21 protein-coding genes and 2 riboswitches are annotated in these 18,503 nt (G+C 73.9%); of the genes, 7 read left to right on the forward strand and 14 right to left on the reverse strand.

Annotated elements, in window-relative coordinates:
• Positions 1–161: 161 nt before the first annotated feature.
• Positions 162–1,478, reverse strand: a complete 1,317-nt coding sequence (locus ACLBXP_RS21455) for an MFS transporter (RefSeq protein WP_447669839.1) — start codon at positions 1,476–1,478, stop codon at positions 162–164.
• A 200-nt stretch (positions 1,479–1,678) separates the two neighbouring features.
• Between ACLBXP_RS21455 and ACLBXP_RS21460 the strand changes: the two genes are divergently transcribed.
• Together ACLBXP_RS21460 and otnC are read left to right on the forward strand one after the other, a co-directional pair.
• On the forward strand, positions 1,679–2,689 hold the full coding sequence (locus ACLBXP_RS21460) for a LacI family DNA-binding transcriptional regulator (RefSeq protein ID WP_447669910.1): 1,011 nt from the start codon (positions 1,679–1,681) through the stop codon (positions 2,687–2,689).
• Between the two features lie 10 nt (positions 2,690–2,699).
• On the forward strand, positions 2,700–3,383 hold the full coding sequence (gene otnC, locus ACLBXP_RS21465; protein ID WP_447669840.1) for a 3-oxo-tetronate 4-phosphate decarboxylase: 684 nt from the start codon (positions 2,700–2,702) through the stop codon (positions 3,381–3,383).
• Positions 3,384–3,739: 356 nt separating this feature from the next.
• Here otnC and ACLBXP_RS21470 read toward each other — a convergent pair whose 3' ends face one another.
• The 4 genes from ACLBXP_RS21470 to ACLBXP_RS21485 all read right to left on the reverse strand — a co-directional run bounded on the left by ACLBXP_RS21470 (position 3,740) and on the right by ACLBXP_RS21485 (position 6,345).
• Positions 3,740–5,134, reverse strand: coding sequence for a hypothetical protein (locus tag ACLBXP_RS21470; protein ID WP_447669841.1), 1,395 nt, complete (start codon positions 5,132–5,134; stop codon positions 3,740–3,742).
• A gap of 41 nt (positions 5,135–5,175) precedes the next feature.
• On the reverse strand, positions 5,176–5,523 hold the full coding sequence (locus ACLBXP_RS21475) for a hypothetical protein (protein WP_447669843.1): 348 nt from the start codon (positions 5,521–5,523) through the stop codon (positions 5,176–5,178).
• A gap of 213 nt (positions 5,524–5,736) precedes the next feature.
• Positions 5,737–5,892 (reverse strand): hypothetical protein, encoded by a 156-nt coding sequence (locus ACLBXP_RS21480; RefSeq protein ID WP_447669845.1) that lies wholly within the window; start codon positions 5,890–5,892, stop codon positions 5,737–5,739.
• Between the two features lie 153 nt (positions 5,893–6,045).
• A complete protein-coding gene (locus ACLBXP_RS21485; protein ID WP_447669847.1) occupies positions 6,046–6,345 on the reverse strand; it encodes a hypothetical protein in 300 nt (99 codons plus the stop codon).
• Between the two features lie 160 nt (positions 6,346–6,505).
• Between ACLBXP_RS21485 and ACLBXP_RS21490 the strand changes: the two genes are divergently transcribed.
• Positions 6,506–6,994, forward strand: coding sequence for a hypothetical protein (locus ACLBXP_RS21490; protein WP_447669848.1), 489 nt, complete (start codon positions 6,506–6,508; stop codon positions 6,992–6,994).
• On the opposite strand, the gene ACLBXP_RS21495 is transcribed toward ACLBXP_RS21490, so the two are convergent.
• Positions 6,924–7,196, reverse strand: a complete 273-nt coding sequence (locus tag ACLBXP_RS21495) for a hypothetical protein (RefSeq protein WP_447669850.1) — start codon at positions 7,194–7,196, stop codon at positions 6,924–6,926. The two genes, ACLBXP_RS21490 and ACLBXP_RS21495, sit on opposite strands and share 71 nt — an antisense overlap.
• Positions 7,197–7,474: 278 nt before the next feature.
• Here ACLBXP_RS21495 and ACLBXP_RS21500 point away from each other — a divergent pair, with 278 nt between their 5' ends.
• Positions 7,475–7,744: a hypothetical protein gene (locus tag ACLBXP_RS21500; RefSeq protein ID WP_447669851.1), complete on the forward strand. Its 270-nt coding sequence runs from the start codon at positions 7,475–7,477 to the stop codon at positions 7,742–7,744.
• A 167-nt stretch (positions 7,745–7,911) separates the two neighbouring features.
• On the opposite strand, the gene ACLBXP_RS21505 is transcribed toward ACLBXP_RS21500, so the two are convergent.
• From ACLBXP_RS21505 to ACLBXP_RS21515, 3 genes are all read right to left on the reverse strand, one after another.
• On the reverse strand, positions 7,912–8,844 hold the full coding sequence (locus ACLBXP_RS21505) for an ornithine cyclodeaminase family protein (RefSeq protein WP_447669852.1): 933 nt from the start codon (positions 8,842–8,844) through the stop codon (positions 7,912–7,914).
• 105 nt (positions 8,845–8,949) lie between these two features.
• Positions 8,950–10,071: a DSD1 family PLP-dependent enzyme gene (locus tag ACLBXP_RS21510; protein ID WP_447669853.1), complete on the reverse strand. Its 1,122-nt coding sequence runs from the start codon at positions 10,069–10,071 to the stop codon at positions 8,950–8,952.
• 48 nt (positions 10,072–10,119) lie between these two features.
• A complete protein-coding gene (locus ACLBXP_RS21515; protein WP_447669854.1) occupies positions 10,120–11,262 on the reverse strand; it encodes a pyridoxal-phosphate dependent enzyme in 1,143 nt (380 codons plus the stop codon).
• Between the two features lie 292 nt (positions 11,263–11,554).
• Positions 11,555–11,647: riboswitch (glycine riboswitch) on the reverse strand.
• Position 11,648: 1 nt separating this feature from the next.
• Positions 11,649–11,744, reverse strand: a riboswitch (glycine riboswitch).
• A gap of 186 nt (positions 11,745–11,930) precedes the next feature.
• Here ACLBXP_RS21515 and ACLBXP_RS21520 point away from each other — a divergent pair.
• Entirely contained in the window at positions 11,931–12,425 is a 495-nt protein-coding gene (locus tag ACLBXP_RS21520; protein ID WP_447669855.1) for a ferritin-like domain-containing protein, read from the forward strand.
• A gap of 90 nt (positions 12,426–12,515) precedes the next feature.
• On the forward strand, positions 12,516–13,187 hold the full coding sequence (locus ACLBXP_RS21525; RefSeq protein ID WP_447669856.1) for a class I SAM-dependent methyltransferase: 672 nt from the start codon (positions 12,516–12,518) through the stop codon (positions 13,185–13,187).
• A gap of 4 nt (positions 13,188–13,191) precedes the next feature.
• On the opposite strand, the gene ACLBXP_RS21530 is transcribed toward ACLBXP_RS21525, so the two are convergent.
• From ACLBXP_RS21530 to ACLBXP_RS21550, 5 genes are all read right to left on the reverse strand, one after another.
• Positions 13,192–13,434: a hypothetical protein gene (locus tag ACLBXP_RS21530; RefSeq protein WP_447669857.1), complete on the reverse strand. Its 243-nt coding sequence runs from the start codon at positions 13,432–13,434 to the stop codon at positions 13,192–13,194.
• Positions 13,435–13,568: 134 nt separating this feature from the next.
• Positions 13,569–14,399: an ATP-binding cassette domain-containing protein gene (locus ACLBXP_RS21535; protein ID WP_447669858.1), complete on the reverse strand. Its 831-nt coding sequence runs from the start codon at positions 14,397–14,399 to the stop codon at positions 13,569–13,571.
• A gap of 4 nt (positions 14,400–14,403) precedes the next feature.
• Positions 14,404–15,207 (reverse strand): aliphatic sulfonate ABC transporter permease SsuC, encoded by an 804-nt coding sequence (ssuC, locus tag ACLBXP_RS21540; RefSeq protein ID WP_447669859.1) that lies wholly within the window; start codon positions 15,205–15,207, stop codon positions 14,404–14,406.
• Positions 15,208–15,227: 20 nt separating this feature from the next.
• Positions 15,228–16,115, reverse strand: coding sequence for a sulfonate ABC transporter substrate-binding protein (locus tag ACLBXP_RS21545; RefSeq protein ID WP_447669860.1), 888 nt, complete (start codon positions 16,113–16,115; stop codon positions 15,228–15,230).
• Positions 16,116–16,789: 674 nt separating this feature from the next.
• A complete protein-coding gene (locus ACLBXP_RS21550) occupies positions 16,790–17,713 on the reverse strand; it encodes a LysR substrate-binding domain-containing protein (RefSeq protein WP_447669911.1) in 924 nt (307 codons plus the stop codon).
• Between the two features lie 92 nt (positions 17,714–17,805).
• On the opposite strand from ACLBXP_RS21550, the gene ACLBXP_RS21555 reads away from it, so the two are divergent.
• Positions 17,806–18,465 carry an SDR family NAD(P)-dependent oxidoreductase gene (locus tag ACLBXP_RS21555; protein ID WP_447669861.1) on the forward strand — a complete coding sequence of 220 codons (660 nt, stop codon included), beginning with the start codon at positions 17,806–17,808 and terminating at the stop codon, positions 18,463–18,465.
• Positions 18,466–18,503 lie beyond the last annotated feature (38 nt).

An 18,503-nucleotide genomic window follows, 5' to 3' on the forward strand; every position in this document is an offset into this window, starting at 1 on the left:
CAGCGATCACCCGGCGGATCCTACCCACCCGCCTCATCCTGAGGTGCCCCCGCAGGGGGCCTCGAAGGAGGCCTCCAGGGATCGCGGCGCCGCCCGGCCCTCTCCGGCTTCGCGCCCCGGGATGCGGTCGCGGCATGGGAGGGGCCGGTGGGACGGGCGCGTCATCGGTTCACCATGCGGGCCGGCGTCAGGAACACGCAGAGCGCGCCGATCACCAGCATCGCGGCGAGCGCGTACATGCCGGCCTGGGTGGTCCCGGTGGCGTCCCGCAGCGCGCCGATCGCGTAGGGGCTCGCGAAGCCCGCGAGGTTTCCCACCGAGTTGATGAGCGCGATGCCGGCCGCCGCCCCCGTGCCGCCCAGGAAGGCGGTGGGCAGGGACCAGAACAGGGGCGCGCAGGTGAGCACGCCGGCCGCCGCGATCGACAGGAACGCGATGGCCAGCACCGTGCTCGTGGCGCTCGCCGCCACCACGAAGCCGACGGCGCCGGCGAGCGCCGGGAGGATCAGGTGCCAGCGGCGCTCGCGCATCCGGTCGGCGCTGCGGCCGAGCAGCACCATCACGACGACCGCGGAGAGGAACGGGATCGCGCTGATCAGGCCGATCTGGAAGTTGCCCTGCACGCCGGTCGATTTCACCAGGGTCGGCATCCAGAAGGTGAGCCCGTACTGGCCGGTGACGAAGGCGAAGTAGATCAGGCTCATGAACCAGATGCGGGGATCGCGGAACACCGTGGCGATCGAGTGCGGGCTCGACGCCTTGTCCTCGCCGTCGCGGGCGATGTCGCGCGCGACCACGGCCTTCTCGTCCTCGGTGAGCCACTTCGCGTCCGCGGGCCGGTTGTCGAGGTAGAGGTAGACCATGGCGCCGACGACGATGGCGGGCACCGCCTCGATCAGGAACATCCACTGCCAGCCCGACAGGCCGTTCGCCCCGTTGAAGGCGTCCATGATCCAGCCCGAGAGCGGGTTGCCGAAGATGCCCGAGACCGGAATCGCCGACATGAACACCGCGATCACCCGGGCGCGGCGGTGGGCCGGGAACCACGCGGTCGTGTAGAGGATCACGCCCGGGTAGAAGCCGGCCTCCGCGAGGCCGAGCAGGAACCGCATCGCGTAGAACATCGGCACCGAGTTCACGAAGACGAACGCCCCCGAGATCAGCCCCCAGGTGATCATGATCCGGGCGATCCAGACCCGCGCGCCGACCTTGTGCAGGATGACGTTGCTGGGGACCTCGAACAGGAAGTAGCCGATGAAGAACAGGCCCGCGCCGAGGCCGTAGACCGTCTCGCTGAAGCCGAGCTCCTGGCTCATCTGGAGCTTCGCGAAGCCGACGTTCACGCGGTCCAGATAGGCGATCACGTAGCAGAGCATCAGAAACGGCACGAGGCGCCAGAACACCTTCGTGTAGGTCTGCTCGACGAGGTCGGACGGCGGCGCGGCGGCACCCGGCATGGATGCGGTGCTGATCGTCATGGGCGTTCCTCCAGCATCCCGGCGAACCGGGCGGGCATTGCTGCTGTTTGTCGGCGCGACTCGTTTTTGGCAGCGCTTCCATTCTGCATAGCGTGCTTTGGCAGCGCTGCCAATCTCATTGTTCCGGGATCGAAAGCTTGATATCTGCAGGCGTCCGCACCCCGCGGGCAACCGGGCCGGCCGCGGATCTCGCCATGACCATCGACGTGCCGGCACCGCGCCCGATCACCCTGACGGATGTCGCGCGGGCGGCCGGCGTCGGCGAGAGCACGGTCTCGCGGGTGCTGCGCAACCACGGCTCGTTCTCCCGGGAGACCCGCGAGCGGGTGATGGAGGCCGTGGTCCGCCTCGGCTACGTGCCGAACCGCATCGCCGGCAGGCTCGCGGGCGGCGCTGCGTCCGCGGGCGCGTCGCTCGTGGGCATCGTGATTCCCTCGCTCGGCAACGTCGTGTTTCCCGACCTGCTCGCCGGCATCGCGGGCGTCCTCGATCCGGCCGGCTACCAGAGCGTCATCGGCGTCAGCGACTACGACCCCGAGCGCGAGGAGCGGCTGATCACGGCGCTGCTGGCCTGGAGGCCCGCCGGCCTCATCGTCACCGGCCTCGAGCACAGCCCGGCGGCGACCGCCGCCCTGCGGGCGAGCGGCGTCCGCGTGGTGGAGATGATCGACCTCGACGGTCCGGGCATCGACAGCGTCGTGGGCTTCTCGAACCGGGCCGTCGGCGAGGCGAGCGCCCGCCACCTCCTGTCCCGGGGCTATCGCCGCATCGGATATCTCGGGCACGACGTCGCGCGCGACCTGCGGGCGGGCAAGCGGCTCGCCGGCTTCGAGGCGGCGCTCGCCGAGGCCGGGTCGGCGCTCGCGGCCCGCGAGATCGCCCCCGGCCCCTCCTCGACGGCGGCCGGGCGCGACGGGCTCGCGCGGCTCCTCGCGCGGGCGCCCGGCCTCGATGCGGTGTACTTCTCGAACGACGACATGGCGCTCGGCGGCTACTTCCACTGCCTGGCGCGGGGGCTCGCCGTGCCGGAGCGCCTCGCCCTGTTCGGCTTCAACGGCCTCGACATCACCGCCGCGATGCCCCAGCCCCTCGCGACCGTGCGCACCCCCCGGGGGCGCATCGGCGCGGTCGCGGCCGAGCTCCTCGGCGCGGAGGCGCCGGGGCAGCGGATCGACCTCGGCTTCGAGCTGATTCCGGGCGCCACCGCGTGAGGGACCTACGATGAGCGAGAGCCGCCTGCGCGAGGAGATCTGCCGCTACGGCCGCTCGCTGTTCGAGCGCGGCCTGACGCCGGGCTCGTCGGGCAACATCTCGGTGCGCCTCGACGACGGCGGCTGGCTGGTGAGCCCGACGAACGCCTCCCTGGGCTTCCTCGACCCGGCCCGGATCACCCGCCTCGCCCCGGACGGACGCGTCCTCTCGGGCGACAAGCCGACCAAGGAGATCCCCCTGCACGCGGCCGTCTACGAGACCCGCGCGCAGGCGCGGGCGATCGTGCACCTCCACTCGACGCACGCGGTCGCGGTCTCGATGCTGCCCGAGATCGATCCGCGGGCAGTGCTGCCGCCGCTCACCGCCTACGCGGTGATGCGGGCCGGCGCCGTGGCGCTGGTGCCCTACTACCGCCCCGGTGACCCGGCGGTGGCGGATGCGATCCGGGGCCTCGCGGGGCGCTACGCCTCGGTGCTGCTCGCCAACCACGGGCCCGTCGTCGCGGGGGAAAGCCTCGAAGGGGCGGTCTTCGCCACGGAGGAGCTGGAGGAGACCGCCAAGCTCTACCTCCTCCTGCGCAATCTCAATCCGCGGATGCTGACGCCCGACCAGGTGCGGGACCTCGTCGCGCATTTCGGCCTGGAGCACCCGGAGACGGACGACGGCCACGCGCACCCGCACGCCGCGCCCTGAGCGGCGGGCCGGCCCACCATCGCGGAGGGCCGGCTCGCCGGCCGCGCAATCCGGACTGATCGGGCGGGAAGCGCGGCGCGCCAGTCCTAACCCGGGGGCCGCTGCCGCGTCGCGGGTTGTTTCCCGATGTTGCTTCAGCGCGGGATCGTGTGGCTCCGCGGCCTCAGATCGGCGGCCTCAGATCGGCAGCCCTCAGATCAGCAACCACTGCGCCACCCCGAAGGTGATCGGCGGCAGCAGCAGCAGAAAGAGCAGGACGGCGATCCGGATCGCGAGCATCGGGCGGGCGCTGTGGCGGGAGGGCGGCTCCGGCTCGGCGCACTAGCACGGGGCCTTCGTGCGCCGCCAGCCTCCGCTCAGCGCAGGGTCTCGCCGATCGGCGCGCTCCGGCAGTTCAGGTGGGCCGGGTTGGTCGAGGCGACGCCGGCATTGCAGTTCGGCTGCAGGCCGATGAAGACCGGCGTGCCGCCGGAGCCCGCCGGCCGCAGGAAGCCGATCGGCCGGGAATCGCCGCCGAGATGGCGCGGGTTGCTGGAGACGACGCCCGCGTTCAGCCCGGCCGTGATGCCCGCGTAGACGGCCGGGCCGTGGACGCCCTCGGCCCCGACCGTCGCGCCGATCGGTGCCGTGGCGCAGCCCTTGTAGGCCGGTTCGGTGGTGACGACGCCCGCGTTGCAGCCGCCCTGCATCCCGACATACAGCGCCGTTGCCGGGGCGGGGGGCCTCGCCGTGGCGGGGGCCGGGTGGACGGCCTCGGTGGTCGGGCGCGGGGCGGGGGGCGATCCCTGGCCGAGGGCCGCCCGCAGGGCGCCGATGCCCTGCTCCACCTCGGCCAGGGTGCCGACGACGACGTAGCATGTGTAGCTGTGGTCGCCCGCCGCCAGGGGCTGCTCGCGGAAGACGCAGTTCCACTTCACGGTTGCGTTGCCGACCCCTGGCAGGTTCGCGAAGCGGAAGCGGCCGTAGCCCGAGCCCGGGAACTGCGCCTGCGGCAGCCCGGGCGCGTAGACCCCCATGGCGTGCCCGCCGTCCGGGGTCGCGAAGATCACCGGAAGGGTCTGCTCCGCCGGCCCGTCGTCGATGGGCGCCCGCGTGCCCGTGGCGGGGTCGTAGGTGAAGAACTGCGAGAAGGTCGCGGGCATGTAGCCCGTCGCCGCCTCGAAGGCCCCCATCGTGTGGGCCTGCGGCAGGGTGAAGGTCGCCCGGTAGGCCACCGCGTTGGCGACGCCCGCGGCGCCGATCGTGACGCGCTTCGTCAGGGTGATGTCGGAGCGCGCGCTCGTGTAGCCCGCGAGCCCCTTGGGACAGGTACCGGCGCCCTCGCCGGGCCGCAGCCACCAGGCCATCCGGGTCGTGGTCTGGAGCCAGTCGGGGCCGGCCCCGAGGGCGGTGAGGAGGCTCGTGCTGGCGGGGCCGATGCCGTCGGCGTTGCTGCCGGCCTCGGTCGGGTTCAGGCATTCCCCGTAGCCGTCGAACGAGGCGGCCGATTGCAGCTCCCGGCCGTGATCGAAGCTGTTGACGAACTGCAGGCCGCCCCAGGTCAGGCTGTCGATGGCCCCGGCGGTCCGGGAGGAGACGCCGATCCGGATCTCCGAGCCGCCGTACGGCTTGGCGATCTCGAGGCGTCCCCCCGGCAGGGGCCAGGCGAGGCCGGGCGCATCCTCGGCCCGCGCGGTGGACCATGCCGCGGCGCAGAGCCCGACGGCGACGAGGGCGGGGCGGAGGCGGGCTGGGATGCGGGAAACGGCCATGCGGCCAGGGTAGGGACGCTCGCGAAGGGCGTCGAGACGCTTCAGCGGGTCCAGGCCGACAGCCAGGCGGTGACGGGGTCGACCACGTAGGCGGCCGCCCAGGCGCGGGCGCGTGCCGTCAGCGAGCGGCCGCCGCGGGCCGCATCCGCCTCCGCCCGGCTCGCCATCAGGGCGGAGACCAGGGCGTCCTCGCGCTCGCGGCACTCGTCGAGGGCGCTCCGCTCGGAGGCGGCGCGGCTCTGGCCGGGCGGCTGGCGGCCGTAGGCCTCGCGCAGGCAATCGTGCCAGCGCTGCTCCAGACGCCCCGTCTCGCCGCCGGCCGTCTCGGCCGCCGCGCAGGGAGCGGCACCGAGGACCGAGAGGGCAGCGAGGATCGTCCGCAGGCGCATGGTCGAGCTATCGCCGATTCGGGGGCGCACCCGCAAGAACGAAGGGGCAACACTGGGAAAACCGATTCCGGACAGCCTGCCGCAGCGGCCGATGGCCCGATGGCCGGCGGCCCGCCGCGCCCTTACCGGAGCGGCATGGACCTCGTCGCCCTCACCATCATGGCCTCGGCCTTCACGTTCTCGGGATTCGTCGTGCTGGTCGGCTGGCGATGATCACGCCGTTGCGTGCAGGACCTGCGCGCGCACGACCTGACTGAAGGCCTCGACGAGGGCGTCGGCCTCGGGCCCGGTCAGGTCGCTGATGCAGAGGCTGGAGCCGACGAAGACGGTCCAGACCCCGTCGAAGGTCGCTTCCTTGCGGATGAGCATGGCGGGCACCCCGGAAGGCAATGACGCGGGCCGCGGCGGGTTCCACCCGGCCCGCCCGCATGAGAGCCCGTGCGGGCGCGCCGGTCGCGTCCCCTAAAGGGCGTAGCGGGAAGCGTGCCAGGCACGGGCGGCCGCCCCCTCCGGAGCGCCGCCCTAGTTCCGGTGATCGCACCGATAGGGCTTCCCGTCCTCCGCCGGCAGGTGCGTGACGCGGCCGCCCGCGGCGCGGCACTGGGCCCCGAAGGCCGTGAGCGTGCGGTTCTCGGCGAGCGCGAGGCCGAGCGGCACGAGGGTCACGGCGAGCAGGAAGCCCGCGACGAGGCCGACGACGAGGCCGTTGGGCCGCGGCAGGTCGGGCCGCCCGGAGGCGTCGCGTTCCCACTCGGGCGGCAGGGGCGCCAGGAAGGCGAGGGTGAGCCCGATCCACTCCGCCGTGCTCATCACTGCGTGCATGGGGTCTCCTGACCGCGCGGTCCCCGAGTGTACATCCGCCCGCCGCCGGCGGTGGATCCCGGGCGGCCGGGCGGGCGCGGCCTTAGGAAGCAGGCCGCCGGGGCGGTTGCGGTTCGCCGGACTGGGCGTAGTCTCGGCGGATTGTCCGGGGAGGTGTTCGATGCCGTCCAGCGCCGTGTCCAGCGTATCCGGGGTCCCGGCCGGCGCCGTCCGGGCGCGCGGCCCGATTCGCGTCGGGCGTCCGGCCCTCGTCCTCGGGCTCGTCGCCGCCGTGGCGGTGGCCGCCAGCCTCGGCACCGGCCCGGACGGGGTCGAGGCCGACCTCGCGCGGCTCCTCCGCTTCATGGCGCTGCTCAAGGGCCTGTTCGCCGGAGCGGCCTTCGCGGCGGCCTGGTGGCGGCTCGCCCGGCTCGCCCGGCCCGCCCGGTCCTGGCGCGGGCTCGTCTACGCGGCGGCGCCCGGCCTCATGGCGGGGGGCGCGGTCGCGCTGTGGCGGGGCGCGGAGGCGGGGGCCGCGGCGCTCGCCCTGCACCTCGGCCTGTTCGCCTTCCTGGCCGCCGCGCTGACGGACCGCGACTTCATTCCGGATCCGCGACGCCTCCGGGCCGGGCGGGCGGTCGCCGCCGGGCGGGGCGGGCCGCGGGCCTGACGTGCAGGAAGCTGCGGTCGCCGGTGGCGGCCTCGGCGACCACGTCGATCGCCTCGAGGAGGTCCGCGATGCGCCGGTGCATCGGCGCGTCGCCGACGGTGCGGGTCAGGCTCTCGGCCGCGACCCGGCGCGCCGTCATCAGCCCGGCGAGGAGCTGCGCCTCGGTCAGCGCGTCGAAGTCGCCCTTCACCCTGCGCGGCATCCTGAGTTCCTGATTTGTTCGCACATCGAAGATAGCTCGGCCGGGGCCGGGAGCAAGCGGATTCGGGCCCGCCGACGCCGGGCCCGGCCGCCCGCAGGCTTCCGGGCAACACCCTCGTGGGCACCCGCGGCCACCCGCATCGCGCCGGCAAACTTTAATCCCGGCCGCCGGGTGCGGGGCGACACGTCGCCGGGACCGGAACTGCCCCATATTCTGTTCAGGCAAGACCAGGGCATGAGGTCCGGGTCGATCGACAAGAACAGGAACAGATCTCCTTCATGAAGAATCGTATTGCCGCTGCCGCCGCCCTCCTGATGCTGGGCGCCGCCCTGCCCGCGACCTCCGCCCTGGCCTACGAGCGCCGGGCCCCGGTCGAGTGGATGGGCGCGTTCGGGCCCGCCGACCCGTTCACGACCGGCACGCTGCGCCGGGTCCCGGCCGTGCCGGGCGCCTATTGCGCGCCGAGCTCCGCGAGCGAGGGCAACGCCAACCAGCAGGCCCGTCCCGTGAAGCAGTACGGCCAGACCGCCGGCGGCTCGGCCTGCTGATCCGGGCCGCCCCGCTCACCGCAACCCCCCGTCACGTCATCCGGATCGGAGCTTGTCCCCCATGGATCTCAAGTGGTTTTCCTACGCCATGATCGCCGTCTCCGCGGGCGGCCTCGTCGCCACCGTCGTCGGCTCCGCGAGCGTCTTCCTCGGCGCCTGACGGCAGCCTAGCGCCCGGCGAGGTCGAGGATCCGCCGGGCGATGGTGAGGTCCTGCAGGGCGATCCCCGAGCTGTCGAAGACGGTGATCTCGTCGTCCGCGCTCCGGCCCCGCTCGCCCGCCGCCAGCACCTCGCCGATCGCCCGGATGCGCAGGCGCCCGGCCGCGATGGCCTCGGCGACGTGCTGGTACTCCCCCATCAGGACGGCCTGGGCCGGCAGGTCGCAGAACAGGCTCGCCCGCTCCAGGAGCGAGACCGGCAGCTCCTGCTTGCCCTTGGCGTCCGAGCCCATGCCGGCGACGTGGGTGCCGGGCCGGACCCACTCCCCCTCGAACAGCGGGGCGCGGGCGGGCGTCGCCGTCACGATCACGTCGGCGGCCTCGCAGGCCGCCCGCGCCTCCGCAGCCCGCACCGCGAGGCCCTCGGGGGCCAGGCGCTCGGCCAGCGCGCGCGCGTTGGCGGGGTCGCGGGTCACCACCAGCACCTCGCGGATCGGCAGCACCCGGGCGAGCGCCCGCACCTCGAACTCCGCCTGGTTGCCGGCGCCGAACACCGCGAGCGTCGCCGAATCCGGCCGCGCCAGCACGCTCGCCGCCACCGCGTCGGCCGCCGCGGTCCGGTAGGCGTTGACGCGGCCTGCCTCGATCACCGTGTCGACGCGCCCGACCGCCTGGTCGAACAGCAGGATCACCGAGTTGTGCCGCGGCAGGCCCTTGTCGGGGTTGCCGGGCCAGAACGAGCCGACCTTGAGGCCCGCGTACTCGGCCGTCGAGGCCGACTTGATGGAGAACCGGTTCGTCGGCGCCGAGCCGTGGCCGAGCACCGCGGGAAACAGCGTGGTCCCGTCCGCGACGGCGGCGACCAGCGCCTCGCGCGCGGCCTCGAAGGCGATCTCGTGGGTCACGAGCGCCGCGGACTGCTCCTCGGAGATGAAGCGCATGGGTCTCTTCCGGGTTGGGGGTGGAGGCGTCGGTCGTGTTCGCGGGGGGGGCGTTCGGAGGCGCCGGGTTGAGGGACCCGGCGCGCCCGGGACGGGCCGCCGGCCCTACAGGCACATGCCCCGCGCCGTGACCGGCCAGAGGGCCTCGACGCGGCCGTTGCGGACGCCGACGTACCAGTCGTAGACGTTGACGGTCGGGTCGCAGTGGCCGGGGATGAGCTTCAGCTTCTCGTTGAGCTTGAGCACGTTGCCGGGGTCCGCGATGACGCCGTGCTCGTCCGAGCACTTGATGTACTGCACGTCGTCGCGGCCGTGGATCACGGGAAGCCCGCTGTCGATGCTCTGGGCCTTGAGGCCCGCGTCGCAGATCGCCTTGTCGGCCTTCGTCTTGCTCATCACCGAGGTGTAGATGAAGAGGCTGTTCTCGAAGTCCGAGATGAAGCGTCCGTCCGAATCCTTCACCCGCTGGTAGTCGGCGTCCATGAAGACGTAGGAGCCGCACTGCAGCTCGTTGTAGACGCCGCTCGTCCCTTCCATCTCGAAGGTGCCGGTGCCCGCCCCCGCGACGATGCCGCAGGTGAGCCCCTCGGCCTTCAGCATCTCCACGGTGCGGGCGGTGTCGTCGATGGCCGCCTGGATCAGCGCCTTGCGCTCCGCGTAGTCGTAGGCGTGCTGGGCCTTGCCCTGGTAGGATTGCAGCCCCGCGAAGGTCAGGCCCGGCGCCGCGTCGATCTTGCGGGCGATGGCGACCGCGGCCTCGCCGGGCGCGACGCCGCAGCGGCCGGCGCCGACGTCGATCTCCACGAGGCATTCGAGGGTGACGCCGTACTTCTGGGCCGCCGCCGAGAGGTCGTCGACGTTGCCGAGGTCGTCCACGCAGACGAGGACGCGGGCCCGGGTCGCGAGGGCGGCCAGCCGCTCGATCTTCTTCGGCGACACCACCTGGTTGGAGACCAGCACGTCGCGGATGCCGGCGCTGACGAGGGCCTCGGCCTCGCTGACCTTCTGGCAGCAGACGCCGCAGGCGCCCCCCTTCTCGATCTGGTAGACCGCGATGTCGGAGGACTTGTGGGTCTTGGCATGCGCCCGGTGGCGCAGGCCGTGCTCCTTCATGAAGCGCCCCATCTTGTCGACGTTGCGCTCGAAGGCGTCGAGGTCGACCATCAGGCAGGGGGTGTCGACGTCCTCGATGCGGGTGCCGATGGCGGCCGGGATGTTGATGCCCATCGTATCGTCTCCTACTCGGTCTCTGGATGCGGGGTCGGGGCGGCCGCCTCAGGCGGCGCCGATGAGGTCCGCGATGCGCGGGGTGGCTTTCAGGCCGGTGCCGGTGAGGAGCACCACCGTGGTCTCACCGGGGTCGATCGTGCCGGCCCGCAGGAGGGCCGTGAGGGCGGCGGCCGCGGTGGCGCAGGTCGGCTCCACGTAGAAGCCGATGCCCGAGAGCTCCGTCAGCGCGGCCGCGATGGCCGCCTCCGGCACCGCGACGGTGGCGCCCCCCGAGCGCCGCACCGCGGCGAGCACCTCGCGGGCCCGCACGGGCCGGGCGATGGAGGTGCCCTCCGCCAGCGTCGGCCGGGTCTCGACGGGCACCAGGTCGTCCGCCCCCGCGACGAAGCTCGCGTGGAGCGGCGCGCAGTTCTCGGGCTGCACCGCGAAGAGGCGGGGCAGGCGCTCGATCTCGCCGCGGGCCAGGAGCTCGCCGAAGCCGAGGTCGCAGCCTAGCACGTTGCTGCCCGCGCCGCAGGGGATGATGACGTTGTCGGGGGCCCGGAAGCCGAGGTCCTCCCACAACTCGTAGGCGAGCGTCTTGGTGCCCTGCAGGAAGTGGGCCTGCCAGTTGTGGCTCGCGTAGAAGATGCCCTCGGCCTGCCGCACGGCCTCGTCCGCCGTATCCTGCCGGGTGCCCGGCACCAGCTCCACCTCGGCGCCGCAGGCGCGCATCTGCACGGTCTTGGCCGGCGAGGTCGAGGCCGGGACGAGGATCTTCACGCCCATCCCGGCGGCGGCCCCGTAGGTCGCCATGGCGGCGCCGCCGTTGCCCGAGCTGTCCTCGAGGATGCGGGTGATGCCCTGCTGGCGCAGGATCGAGATCATCACCGCGGCGCCCCGGTCCTTGAAGCTGCCGGAGGGGTTGAACCATTCGAGCTTGAAGCGGGCATCCGCCCCCTGCCAGCGGCGCGGGACGAGGGGCGTGCAGCCCTCGCCGAGCGTCACGGGATCGGCCACCGCCACCGGCAGGGCGGCGGCGTAGCGCCACAGCGAGCGGCGGCCGGTCTCGATCCCGTCCCGCGACAGGCCGGGCAGCGGCGTCACGGACAGGGGCGTGCCGGCGGCCGAGCACCAGCGCGGCTCCCCGATCGGGTAGGTCTCACCGGTCGCGGGGTCGAGGTAGGCCGGCGCGGCGTGCGGATTCATGCGGTGCCTCGGGGTGGACGAGATCTGGGGGCGGGATCTGGGTGGCGGGCCCGACGCAGGCGCCGGGCCAAGAGGGGCGGATCAAGAGGGGCGGATGGCGGGAGCCGATCAGGCGGCCCGCCCGCGCCGGGTGCGGGCCCTGAGGGTTCCGGCGCGGAGGGGCTGCGCGCAAGGCTGCGGCGCGCCGGCGGGGCCGGTCGGGGCCGGGGCGGGCATGATCGGGGCAGGCATGGGTCGGGTCTCCCGGGACGTGCGGACGCGAGGAGCCGGCGTCGTTGCCGGCCGAGGCGCCCCATCTGTCCCGGTACCTGAGAGCTTGATCCGGGCGCTCAGGCGCGCCGGACGTCCCCTTCGGTGGGTGCTCGCGGCACCACTCTCCAGATTGTCCTGACGATGCGGTTCATGTGCCTGAGAGTTTCCGGGGCGGTTGCTCCGTCGGCGCCGGTGCGCTCGCGCGCCCCGGTCTCTCCCGCATCGTCGTCGTGGACGGGCCCTGGCTACCGCCGGCCGCGGGACGCCGCAAGGCGGGGGCCCGGCCGGGCGTTGCAGGGGCCGGGGAAATGTCACTCGGGACGCCCCGCGCCAGGGCAGCGCAGGGGCTCCATCGCGCAGGAACATCAGGGGCAGACCCCGGTTGGCCAAGACAAGATACAATCGGGAGTCGATAAATGTCCGCGCCAAACAACCTTCAGGAAGTTTATCTTGAGGAAATGAAGGATCTCTGGTCGGCAAACGACCAGATGACCCGGGCCGTGCGCGACCTGAGCGGCCACGCCAGCGATCCGAAGCTGAAGCAGATGCTGGAACATTCGGTCGGCGGCATCGAGAAGCACACCGGCGTGCTCAAGTCGCTCATCGAGCAGTGCGGCGGAAAGGCCGAGCCGGACTTCTGCAAGGGCATGGAGGGGCTCGTCACCGAGGCCCGGAAGCACGGCATCCAGGAGGCGCCGACCGACGGCCGGCTCCAGGACATCGAGATCATCGCCCAGTATCAGCGGATGTCGCATTACGGCCTCGCCGGCTTCGGCTCGGCGGCGGCCTACGCCAAGGCGCTGGGGCGGACCGAGGACGCGAGCAAGCTCGGGCAGGCGGTCTCGGAGATCTACAAGGGCGACGAATTCGCCAGCCAGCTCGCCGAGAGCCTGCAGCAGGTCGCGGCCTGAGCCGGGCCGGGGGAGGGCCGGTCGGCCCTGGCCCCGAGCGGCCCGCGGTGGCAAGCTCCGCGGGCCGTTTTCGCCACCGCGGGGCCAGTCATGGACGTGTCGTCGCTTGTTCGCGAAGCCTTCGCGCCGGAGGCGGGGCGACGCCTCCTCGACGTGGGCTGCGGCGCAGGAGGCCTCGCGCGGGTGCTCGCCGGGCGCGGCGCGCGGGTGACGGGCATCGACCCGAACCCGCAAGCCGTCGCGGCGGCCGCCGCCGCGGTGCCGGAGGCCCGCTTCGAGGCGGCCCGCGCCGAGGCGCTGCCGTTCCCCGACGCCGCCTTCGACGGCGCCGTCTGCCTGAACGCCCTGCACCACACCGCCGACCCCGGCGCGGCGCTCGCCGAGATGGCGCGCGTCGTGGCGCCGGGCGGCCGCATCGTGGTGGTGGAGCCCCTCGCCGAGGGCAGCTACTTCGCGGCCCTGCGGCCGATCGAGGACGAGACGGCGGTGCGGGCCGCGGCGCAGGAGGCCCTCGCGCGCGCGGTGGATTCCGGGGTGCTGCGGTGCCTGCGCGACGTCACCTTCGTGCGCACCGAGCGGTTCCCCGACCTCGACGCCTTCGTGGCGCGCGCCGTCGCGGTCGATCCGGCGCGGCGGGCGGCGGCCGAGGCGCGCCGGGCCGAGGTCGCGGAAGCCTTCGCGGGTGCCGCGTCAGGGCAGCCGGGCGACCATGTGCTGGTGCAGCCGCTGCGGGCTCAGGTGCTGGTCGCGGGGGAGCGCTGACGGCTCAGCGGATCGCGGTGACGAGGGCGGCGACCTGCGCCTGCGCGCTCGCGACGACCTGCTGGACCGGCTGGTCGCCGAGATAGATCCGGCCGCCGACGAGCAGCAGGGCGAGCCCCCAGAACACCGCGACGGCGGCGTTGCGCGCCGGCCGGTCCCCCGACGCGGCCGCGCAGCCGCGGCCCGCCTCGACGGGCTCGCCGAACGGATCGTAGGCCGGGACCTGCTGGTTGGAACGCGCGCGCATGGTCAGGAATGTCGCCCTCGGCGACCCGCCGCTCAAGGGACGGGACTTCCGAAGATTCGGCGCGCCGGAGAGGGTCGTTCTCCCGCGAAGCTGCGGGGGAAAAGAATCTTTTCGCGGTGGGGCCGGGGCCCCGTTCAGCCCCCCTGCGCCCCGCCGAGGAGGTCCTCGAGGATGCGCCCTTCGAGGGCCGCGAGGCGCGGATCGCCCCGGCGGCGGGGGCGGGGCACGTCCACCCGCAGGTCGAGGGCGACGCGCCCGGCATCGAGCACGAGGATGCGGTCGGCGAGCGCCACCGCCTCGCCGACGTCGTGCGTGACGAGGAGCGCCGTGAAGCCCTGCGCCAGCCAGATCCGCTCGATCAGGTCCTGCATGCCGATGCGCGTCAGGGCGTCGAGGGCCCCCAGGGGCTCGTCGAGGGCGAGGAGGCCCGGCCGGCTGACGAGGGCGCGGGCGAGCGCCACGCGCTGGCGCTGGCCGCCCGAGAGGGTCGCGGGCCATGCCCCGGCCTTGTCGGCGAGGCCGACCTCCTCCAGGGCGGCGGCTGCGCGCGCCCGGCGCTCCGCGCGGCTGCCCTGGCCGGCGAGGCCGACCGTCACGTTGTCGATCACCCGCGCCCAGGGCAGCAGGCGCGGCTCCTGGAACATGATGCGCCGCGGGCCGGCGGCGCGGGGCGCCTCCGCGGGCGGCTCCACTCGGATCCGCCCCGTGCTCGGGGCTTCGAGCCCGAGGATCAGGCGCAGCAGGGTGCTCTTGCCGCAGCCCGAGCGGCCGACCACCGCCGTGAAGCCGCCGCCGGGCAGGAACAGGTCGAGGCCGGCGAGCACGCTCGGGCCCTCGCCGAAGCTCTTGCTCAGGCCCTGCACGGTGACGGCGAGGCCGCGGGGCGCGCGGGAGGTGGCCGCGGGCGCCGGCGCGGCGTCGGCGGGCCGCGTCTCGGCGGGGGGGCGGGTGGCGTCGAGGAGCATGGGGTCAGGCCGTCCGGTAGGCGGGGTTCCAGGCAAGGCAGAGGCGCTCCAGTTCCCGCGTCAGGGCGTCGGCAAGCTTGCCCAGCGCCGCGTAGATGAGGATCGCCAGCACGACGACGTCGACGAGCATGAACTCGCGGGCCTGCATGGCCATGTAGCCGAGCCCCGAGGAGGCCGAGATCGTCTCGGCGACGATCAGCGTCAGCCACATGATGCCGAGGCCGTAGCGCAGGCCCACGAAGATGGAGGGCAGGGCGCCCGGCAGCACCACGCGCCGGAACAGGTCGAAGCGGGTCATCCCGTAGACGCGGCCCATCTCGACGAGCCCGGGATCGACCGAGCGGATGCCGTGCAGGGTGTTGGCGTAGATGGGGAAGAACACCCCCAGCGCCACCAGGAACAGCTTCGCCTCCTCGCCGATCCCGAACCAGAGGATCACCAGGGGGATCAGCGACAGGTGGGGCACGTTGCGCACCATCTGCACGCTGGTGTCGGTGAGGCGCTCCGACCAGCGCGAGAGGCCGTTGGCGAGGCCGAGGACGAAGCCGATGCCGCCGCCCACCACGAAGCCCGCGAGCGCCCGCAGGGTGCTGACGCCGAGGTTCGTCCAGAGCTCGCCCGTCCGCGCGGCCGCGAGGCCGGCCCGCGCCACGTCGAGGGGCGCCGGCATGAAGCGGTTCGAGACGAGGCCGAGGGAGACCGCCGCCTGCCAGCCGCCGAGGACCAGCGCGGGCAGGAGCCAGGGCGCGAGCCGCGCGCCGGCGCGGGCGAGGCGGGTGTCGGGGGCGCGGGCCGTGAGGTGAGCCATGGGTCTGCGTGCTCCGGTGGTCAGCCGTTGCGGACCGGGGACCACACGGCCTCGGCCACCACCAGGGGCTTGGGCAGCAGGCCGAGGGCGTGGAACGCGTCCGCCACCCGCTGCTGGTCGGCCGCCGTCTCGGGGCCGATCGGCGTGAGCCCGTAGGCGAGGCGGCGCAGCGCCACCGCCAGGATCGGCGCCGGGATGCCCACGGAGGGCGCGAGCTCGGCGGCGACCGGGTCCGGGTTGCTGCGGGCCCAGTCGTCGATCTCGCCGATGGCCGCGAGCGCCGCCGTGATGGCTTCCCGGTGCGCCTCCGTCGCCGAGCGCGTCGAGAGGTAGAACTGCCGGTTCGGGGCGAGGCCCTCGCCCGTCGCCAGGGTGCGGGCGCCGGTGCTGCGCTCGGCGGAAGCGAGGTAGGGGTCCCAGATCGCCCAGGCATCCACCGCTCCGCGGGCGAAGGCGGCGCCGGCATCCGCCGGCCCCAGGAAGGCGAGCTTCACGGCGTCGTAGGGCACGCCCGCCGCGGCGAGCGCCCGCACGAGGAGGAAGTGCACGTTCGAGCCCTTGTTGAGCGCGATCGTCCGGCCCCGCAGGTCCGCCACCGACTGCGCCGTGCTGTCCCGGGGCACCAGGATCGCCTCGCCGAGGGGCGCGGGCGGCTCGTTGGCGACGTAGCGCAGGTCGGGGTTCGCGGCCTGCGCGAAGATCGGCGGCGCCTCGCCGGCCGAGCCGAGGTCGATGGCCCCGGCGTTGAGGGCTTCGAGGAGGGGCGGTCCGGAGGGGAACTCCGCCCAGCTCACCCGGTAGCCGAGCGGCTTCAGCCGCTGCTCCAGGAGGCCCTTGCCCTTGAGGAGCACCAGGGTGCCGTACTTCTGGTAGCCGATCCGCAGGTGGCCGGGCTCGGCCGCCCGCACCGGCCGGCGGCGAGCGCGGCCGCCCCGAGGGCGCCGGCCAGCACCGCGCGGCGGCTCGGCACGGCGGAGGGGAGAAGGGACGCGGCACGGGCGCGAGGATGGGTCGGGTCGCTCATGGAGCCTGTCGCCTTGCGGGGTCGGTCGGGGTCTCGGGCCGGCGCTTCGAACGCGCGCTCGGCACCCTCTGAAGGCTGACGGCGCGGGGCCCCGAGGTCAAGGAAATGGACGTTTTAAAGAACGAGGCCTGCGAGGGGATTCGTCTCCCGGAGACCGGATCGGGAGATTTCTGATTTTTGCCTGTTCGACCGCATCCTGCGGCGCGCGCGAGCGGCCCCGAAGGAGGGCTCCAGGAATCGCTGCGGGTTCTGGAGGTCTCCTTCGAGGCCCCCTGCGGGGGCACCTCAGGATGAGGTGGTTGGATGGGAAAGGCCGTTCGGGTTCCCCCACCCCGCGACCTCATCCTGAGGTGCGCAGCGAAGCGAAGCCTCGAAGGAGTCCTCCAGGGATCGCCGCGCTCTCCGGCAGCCTCCATCCCAGCACCGCAGGCGGGAGTCAGGGGACGAGATCATCCGCTCGAACAGGCTCGGAGGAACCCGCCTCCAACTCGAGGACGGCTCCCGCGCCGTTCGTTTTGCAGAACAGCCGAAGGGCATCCTCCGCCCGCGCGGCGCCCGCTAGCGCACCCACCCCGCCCGGATCGCGTCCGCGACCTCGTCGACGAACAGGCGCGTCTTGGCCGGCACGAGGCGGCCGGGGGGGAGCACCGCGTAGACGCCGCCGTCCTCCGCGCCGCCCCAGCCCGGCAGGACCTCGACCAGCCGGCCGTCCCGCAGGGCCGGGCCCGCCAGCCAGTCGGCCGTGAAGGTGATGCCGGCGCCGGCGATGGCCGCGTCGAGCAGCACCTCCGAATGGTCGGCGACGAGGGCGCAGGCGGGGCGCAGGGTGTGGCGTGCGCCGTCCCGGGTCAGCGGCCAGTCGGGCCAGGCCGCGTAGCCCGTGAAGCCGAGGCAGGCGTGGGTCGCGAGGTCGCCCGGCATCCGCGGCGCGCCGCGGGCCGCGAGGTAGGCCGGCGCGGCGACGAGCAGGGTCCGGTAGGCGGCGATCCGGCGGGTGGTGAGCGAGCTGTCGCGCGGCCGGCCCGCCGCGACCCGGATCGACACGTCGATGCCCTCCGCGACGAGGTCGACGAAGCGGTCGGTGAAGCGCAGGTCCAGGCGGATCTCGGGGTGCCGGGCCAGGAAGCCGGGCAGCAGCGGCGAGACCCACTGGCGCCCGAAGGTCAGGGGCAGCGAGACCCGCACGAGGCCCCGCGGCGTGGCCGCGTGGTCGCTCGCCTCGCGGCTCGCGCTGGCCAGCTCCTCCAGCAGGGCCTGGATGCGCCGGTGGTAGAGCGCGCCGGCCTCGGTCAGGGCGATGCGCCGGGTGGTGCGCGAGAGCAGGCGGACGCCCAGCGTCCGCTCCAGCTGGGACACGCGCCGCGAGAGCACGGAGGCGTCCCGCCCGAGGGCCTTCGCGGCGGCCGCGAAGCTCCCGGCCTCCGCCACCGCCACGAAGGCGGCGAGTTCATCGAGGCTCGTGCGCTCGGGCCATTCCTGCATGGTCTGCACGGGTCAAATGCGGGTCGGCCGGATTAACCCGGCGGGGTGCAGGCTTTACGTCGGGTCCATCGAAACGTCGAGGAGACAGAACGATGAAGACCTTCCTCAGCATCGGCGCCGGCCCGGGCATGGGCCTCGAGACCGCGGCCCGCTTCGCCCGCGAGGGCTTCCGGGTGGTCCTGAGCGCCCGGAACGCGGCGCGGACCGGGGAACTGGCCGAGCAGCTCGCGGCCGGGGGCCACGCGGCCGAGATCCGCACGGTCGATGCCGGCGACCCGGCGAGCGTGGCCGACCTCGTGGCGAGCGTCGAGCGCGACTTCGGCGGCATCGACGTCCTGCACTACAACGCCGCCGCGATGCGCCAGGCGCGCCTCGCCGACCAGTCCCGCGACAGCTTCAACGGCGACCTCGCCGTGAACGTCGGCGGCGCCCTGGCAGCCGCCCAGGCGGCGGCCCCGGGGATGGCCGGGCGGGGCGCGGGCACGATCCTGCTCACCGGCGGCGGCTTCGCCCTGCAGCCGCACCCCGACTACCTGTCGCTCAGCATCGGCAAGGCCGGCATCCGCGCCCTGGCGCAAGGTCTGTTCGAGAGCTTCCGGGAGACGGGCATCCACGTCGCGACCGTGACGGTCGCGGGCTTCGTGACCCCGGGCTCCGAGGATGCCCGGGCGGTCGCCGAGCAGTTCTGGCAGCTCCACGCCCAGCCGCGGGAGGCCTGGGCGGTCGAGGCCGTCTATACGCCGAGGGGCTGAGGGCCCCTGCCCGCGACCTGAGGTGCGGAGCGTCGACG

The sequence above is a fragment of the Methylobacterium sp. A54F genome, assembly GCF_053346035.1.

Excerpts from the sequence above, each read along its gene's own strand:
- ACLBXP_RS21535 (WP_447669858.1), bottom strand. The coding sequence starts at position 14,399 with ATGCTCCTCGACGCCACCCGCCCCCCCGCCGAGACGCGGCCCGCCGAC.
- ACLBXP_RS21500 (WP_447669851.1), top strand. The coding sequence starts at position 7,475 with ATGAAGAATCGTATTGCCGCTGCCGCCGCCCTCCTGATGCTGGGCGCC.
- ACLBXP_RS21505 (WP_447669852.1), bottom strand. The coding sequence starts at position 8,844 with ATGCGCTTCATCTCCGAGGAGCAGTCCGCGGCGCTCGTGACCCACGAG.
- ACLBXP_RS21520 (WP_447669855.1), top strand. The coding sequence starts at position 11,931 with ATGTCCGCGCCAAACAACCTTCAGGAAGTTTATCTTGAGGAAATGAAG.
- ACLBXP_RS21470 (WP_447669841.1), bottom strand. The coding sequence starts at position 5,134 with ATGGCCGTTTCCCGCATCCCAGCCCGCCTCCGCCCCGCCCTCGTCGCC.
- ACLBXP_RS21555 (WP_447669861.1), top strand. The coding sequence starts at position 17,806 with ATGAAGACCTTCCTCAGCATCGGCGCCGGCCCGGGCATGGGCCTCGAG.
- ACLBXP_RS21485 (WP_447669847.1), bottom strand. The coding sequence starts at position 6,345 with ATGCACGCAGTGATGAGCACGGCGGAGTGGATCGGGCTCACCCTCGCC.
- ACLBXP_RS21480 (WP_447669845.1), bottom strand. The coding sequence starts at position 5,892 with ATGCTCATCCGCAAGGAAGCGACCTTCGACGGGGTCTGGACCGTCTTC.
- ACLBXP_RS21495 (WP_447669850.1), bottom strand. The coding sequence starts at position 7,196 with ATGCCGCGCAGGGTGAAGGGCGACTTCGACGCGCTGACCGAGGCGCAG.
- ACLBXP_RS21530 (WP_447669857.1), bottom strand. The coding sequence starts at position 13,434 with ATGCGCGCGCGTTCCAACCAGCAGGTCCCGGCCTACGATCCGTTCGGC.
- ACLBXP_RS21510 (WP_447669853.1), bottom strand. The coding sequence starts at position 10,071 with ATGGGCATCAACATCCCGGCCGCCATCGGCACCCGCATCGAGGACGTC.
- ACLBXP_RS21550 (WP_447669911.1), bottom strand. The coding sequence starts at position 17,713 with ATGCAGGAATGGCCCGAGCGCACGAGCCTCGATGAACTCGCCGCCTTC.
- ACLBXP_RS21455 (WP_447669839.1), bottom strand. The coding sequence starts at position 1,478 with ATGACGATCAGCACCGCATCCATGCCGGGTGCCGCCGCGCCGCCGTCC.
- ssuC (WP_447669859.1), bottom strand. The coding sequence starts at position 15,207 with ATGGCTCACCTCACGGCCCGCGCCCCCGACACCCGCCTCGCCCGCGCC.
- otnC (WP_447669840.1), top strand. The coding sequence starts at position 2,700 with ATGAGCGAGAGCCGCCTGCGCGAGGAGATCTGCCGCTACGGCCGCTCG.
- ACLBXP_RS21515 (WP_447669854.1), bottom strand. The coding sequence starts at position 11,262 with ATGAATCCGCACGCCGCGCCGGCCTACCTCGACCCCGCGACCGGTGAG.
- ACLBXP_RS21475 (WP_447669843.1), bottom strand. The coding sequence starts at position 5,523 with ATGCGCCTGCGGACGATCCTCGCTGCCCTCTCGGTCCTCGGTGCCGCT.
- ACLBXP_RS21490 (WP_447669848.1), top strand. The coding sequence starts at position 6,506 with ATGCCGTCCAGCGCCGTGTCCAGCGTATCCGGGGTCCCGGCCGGCGCC.
- ACLBXP_RS21525 (WP_447669856.1), top strand. The coding sequence starts at position 12,516 with ATGGACGTGTCGTCGCTTGTTCGCGAAGCCTTCGCGCCGGAGGCGGGG.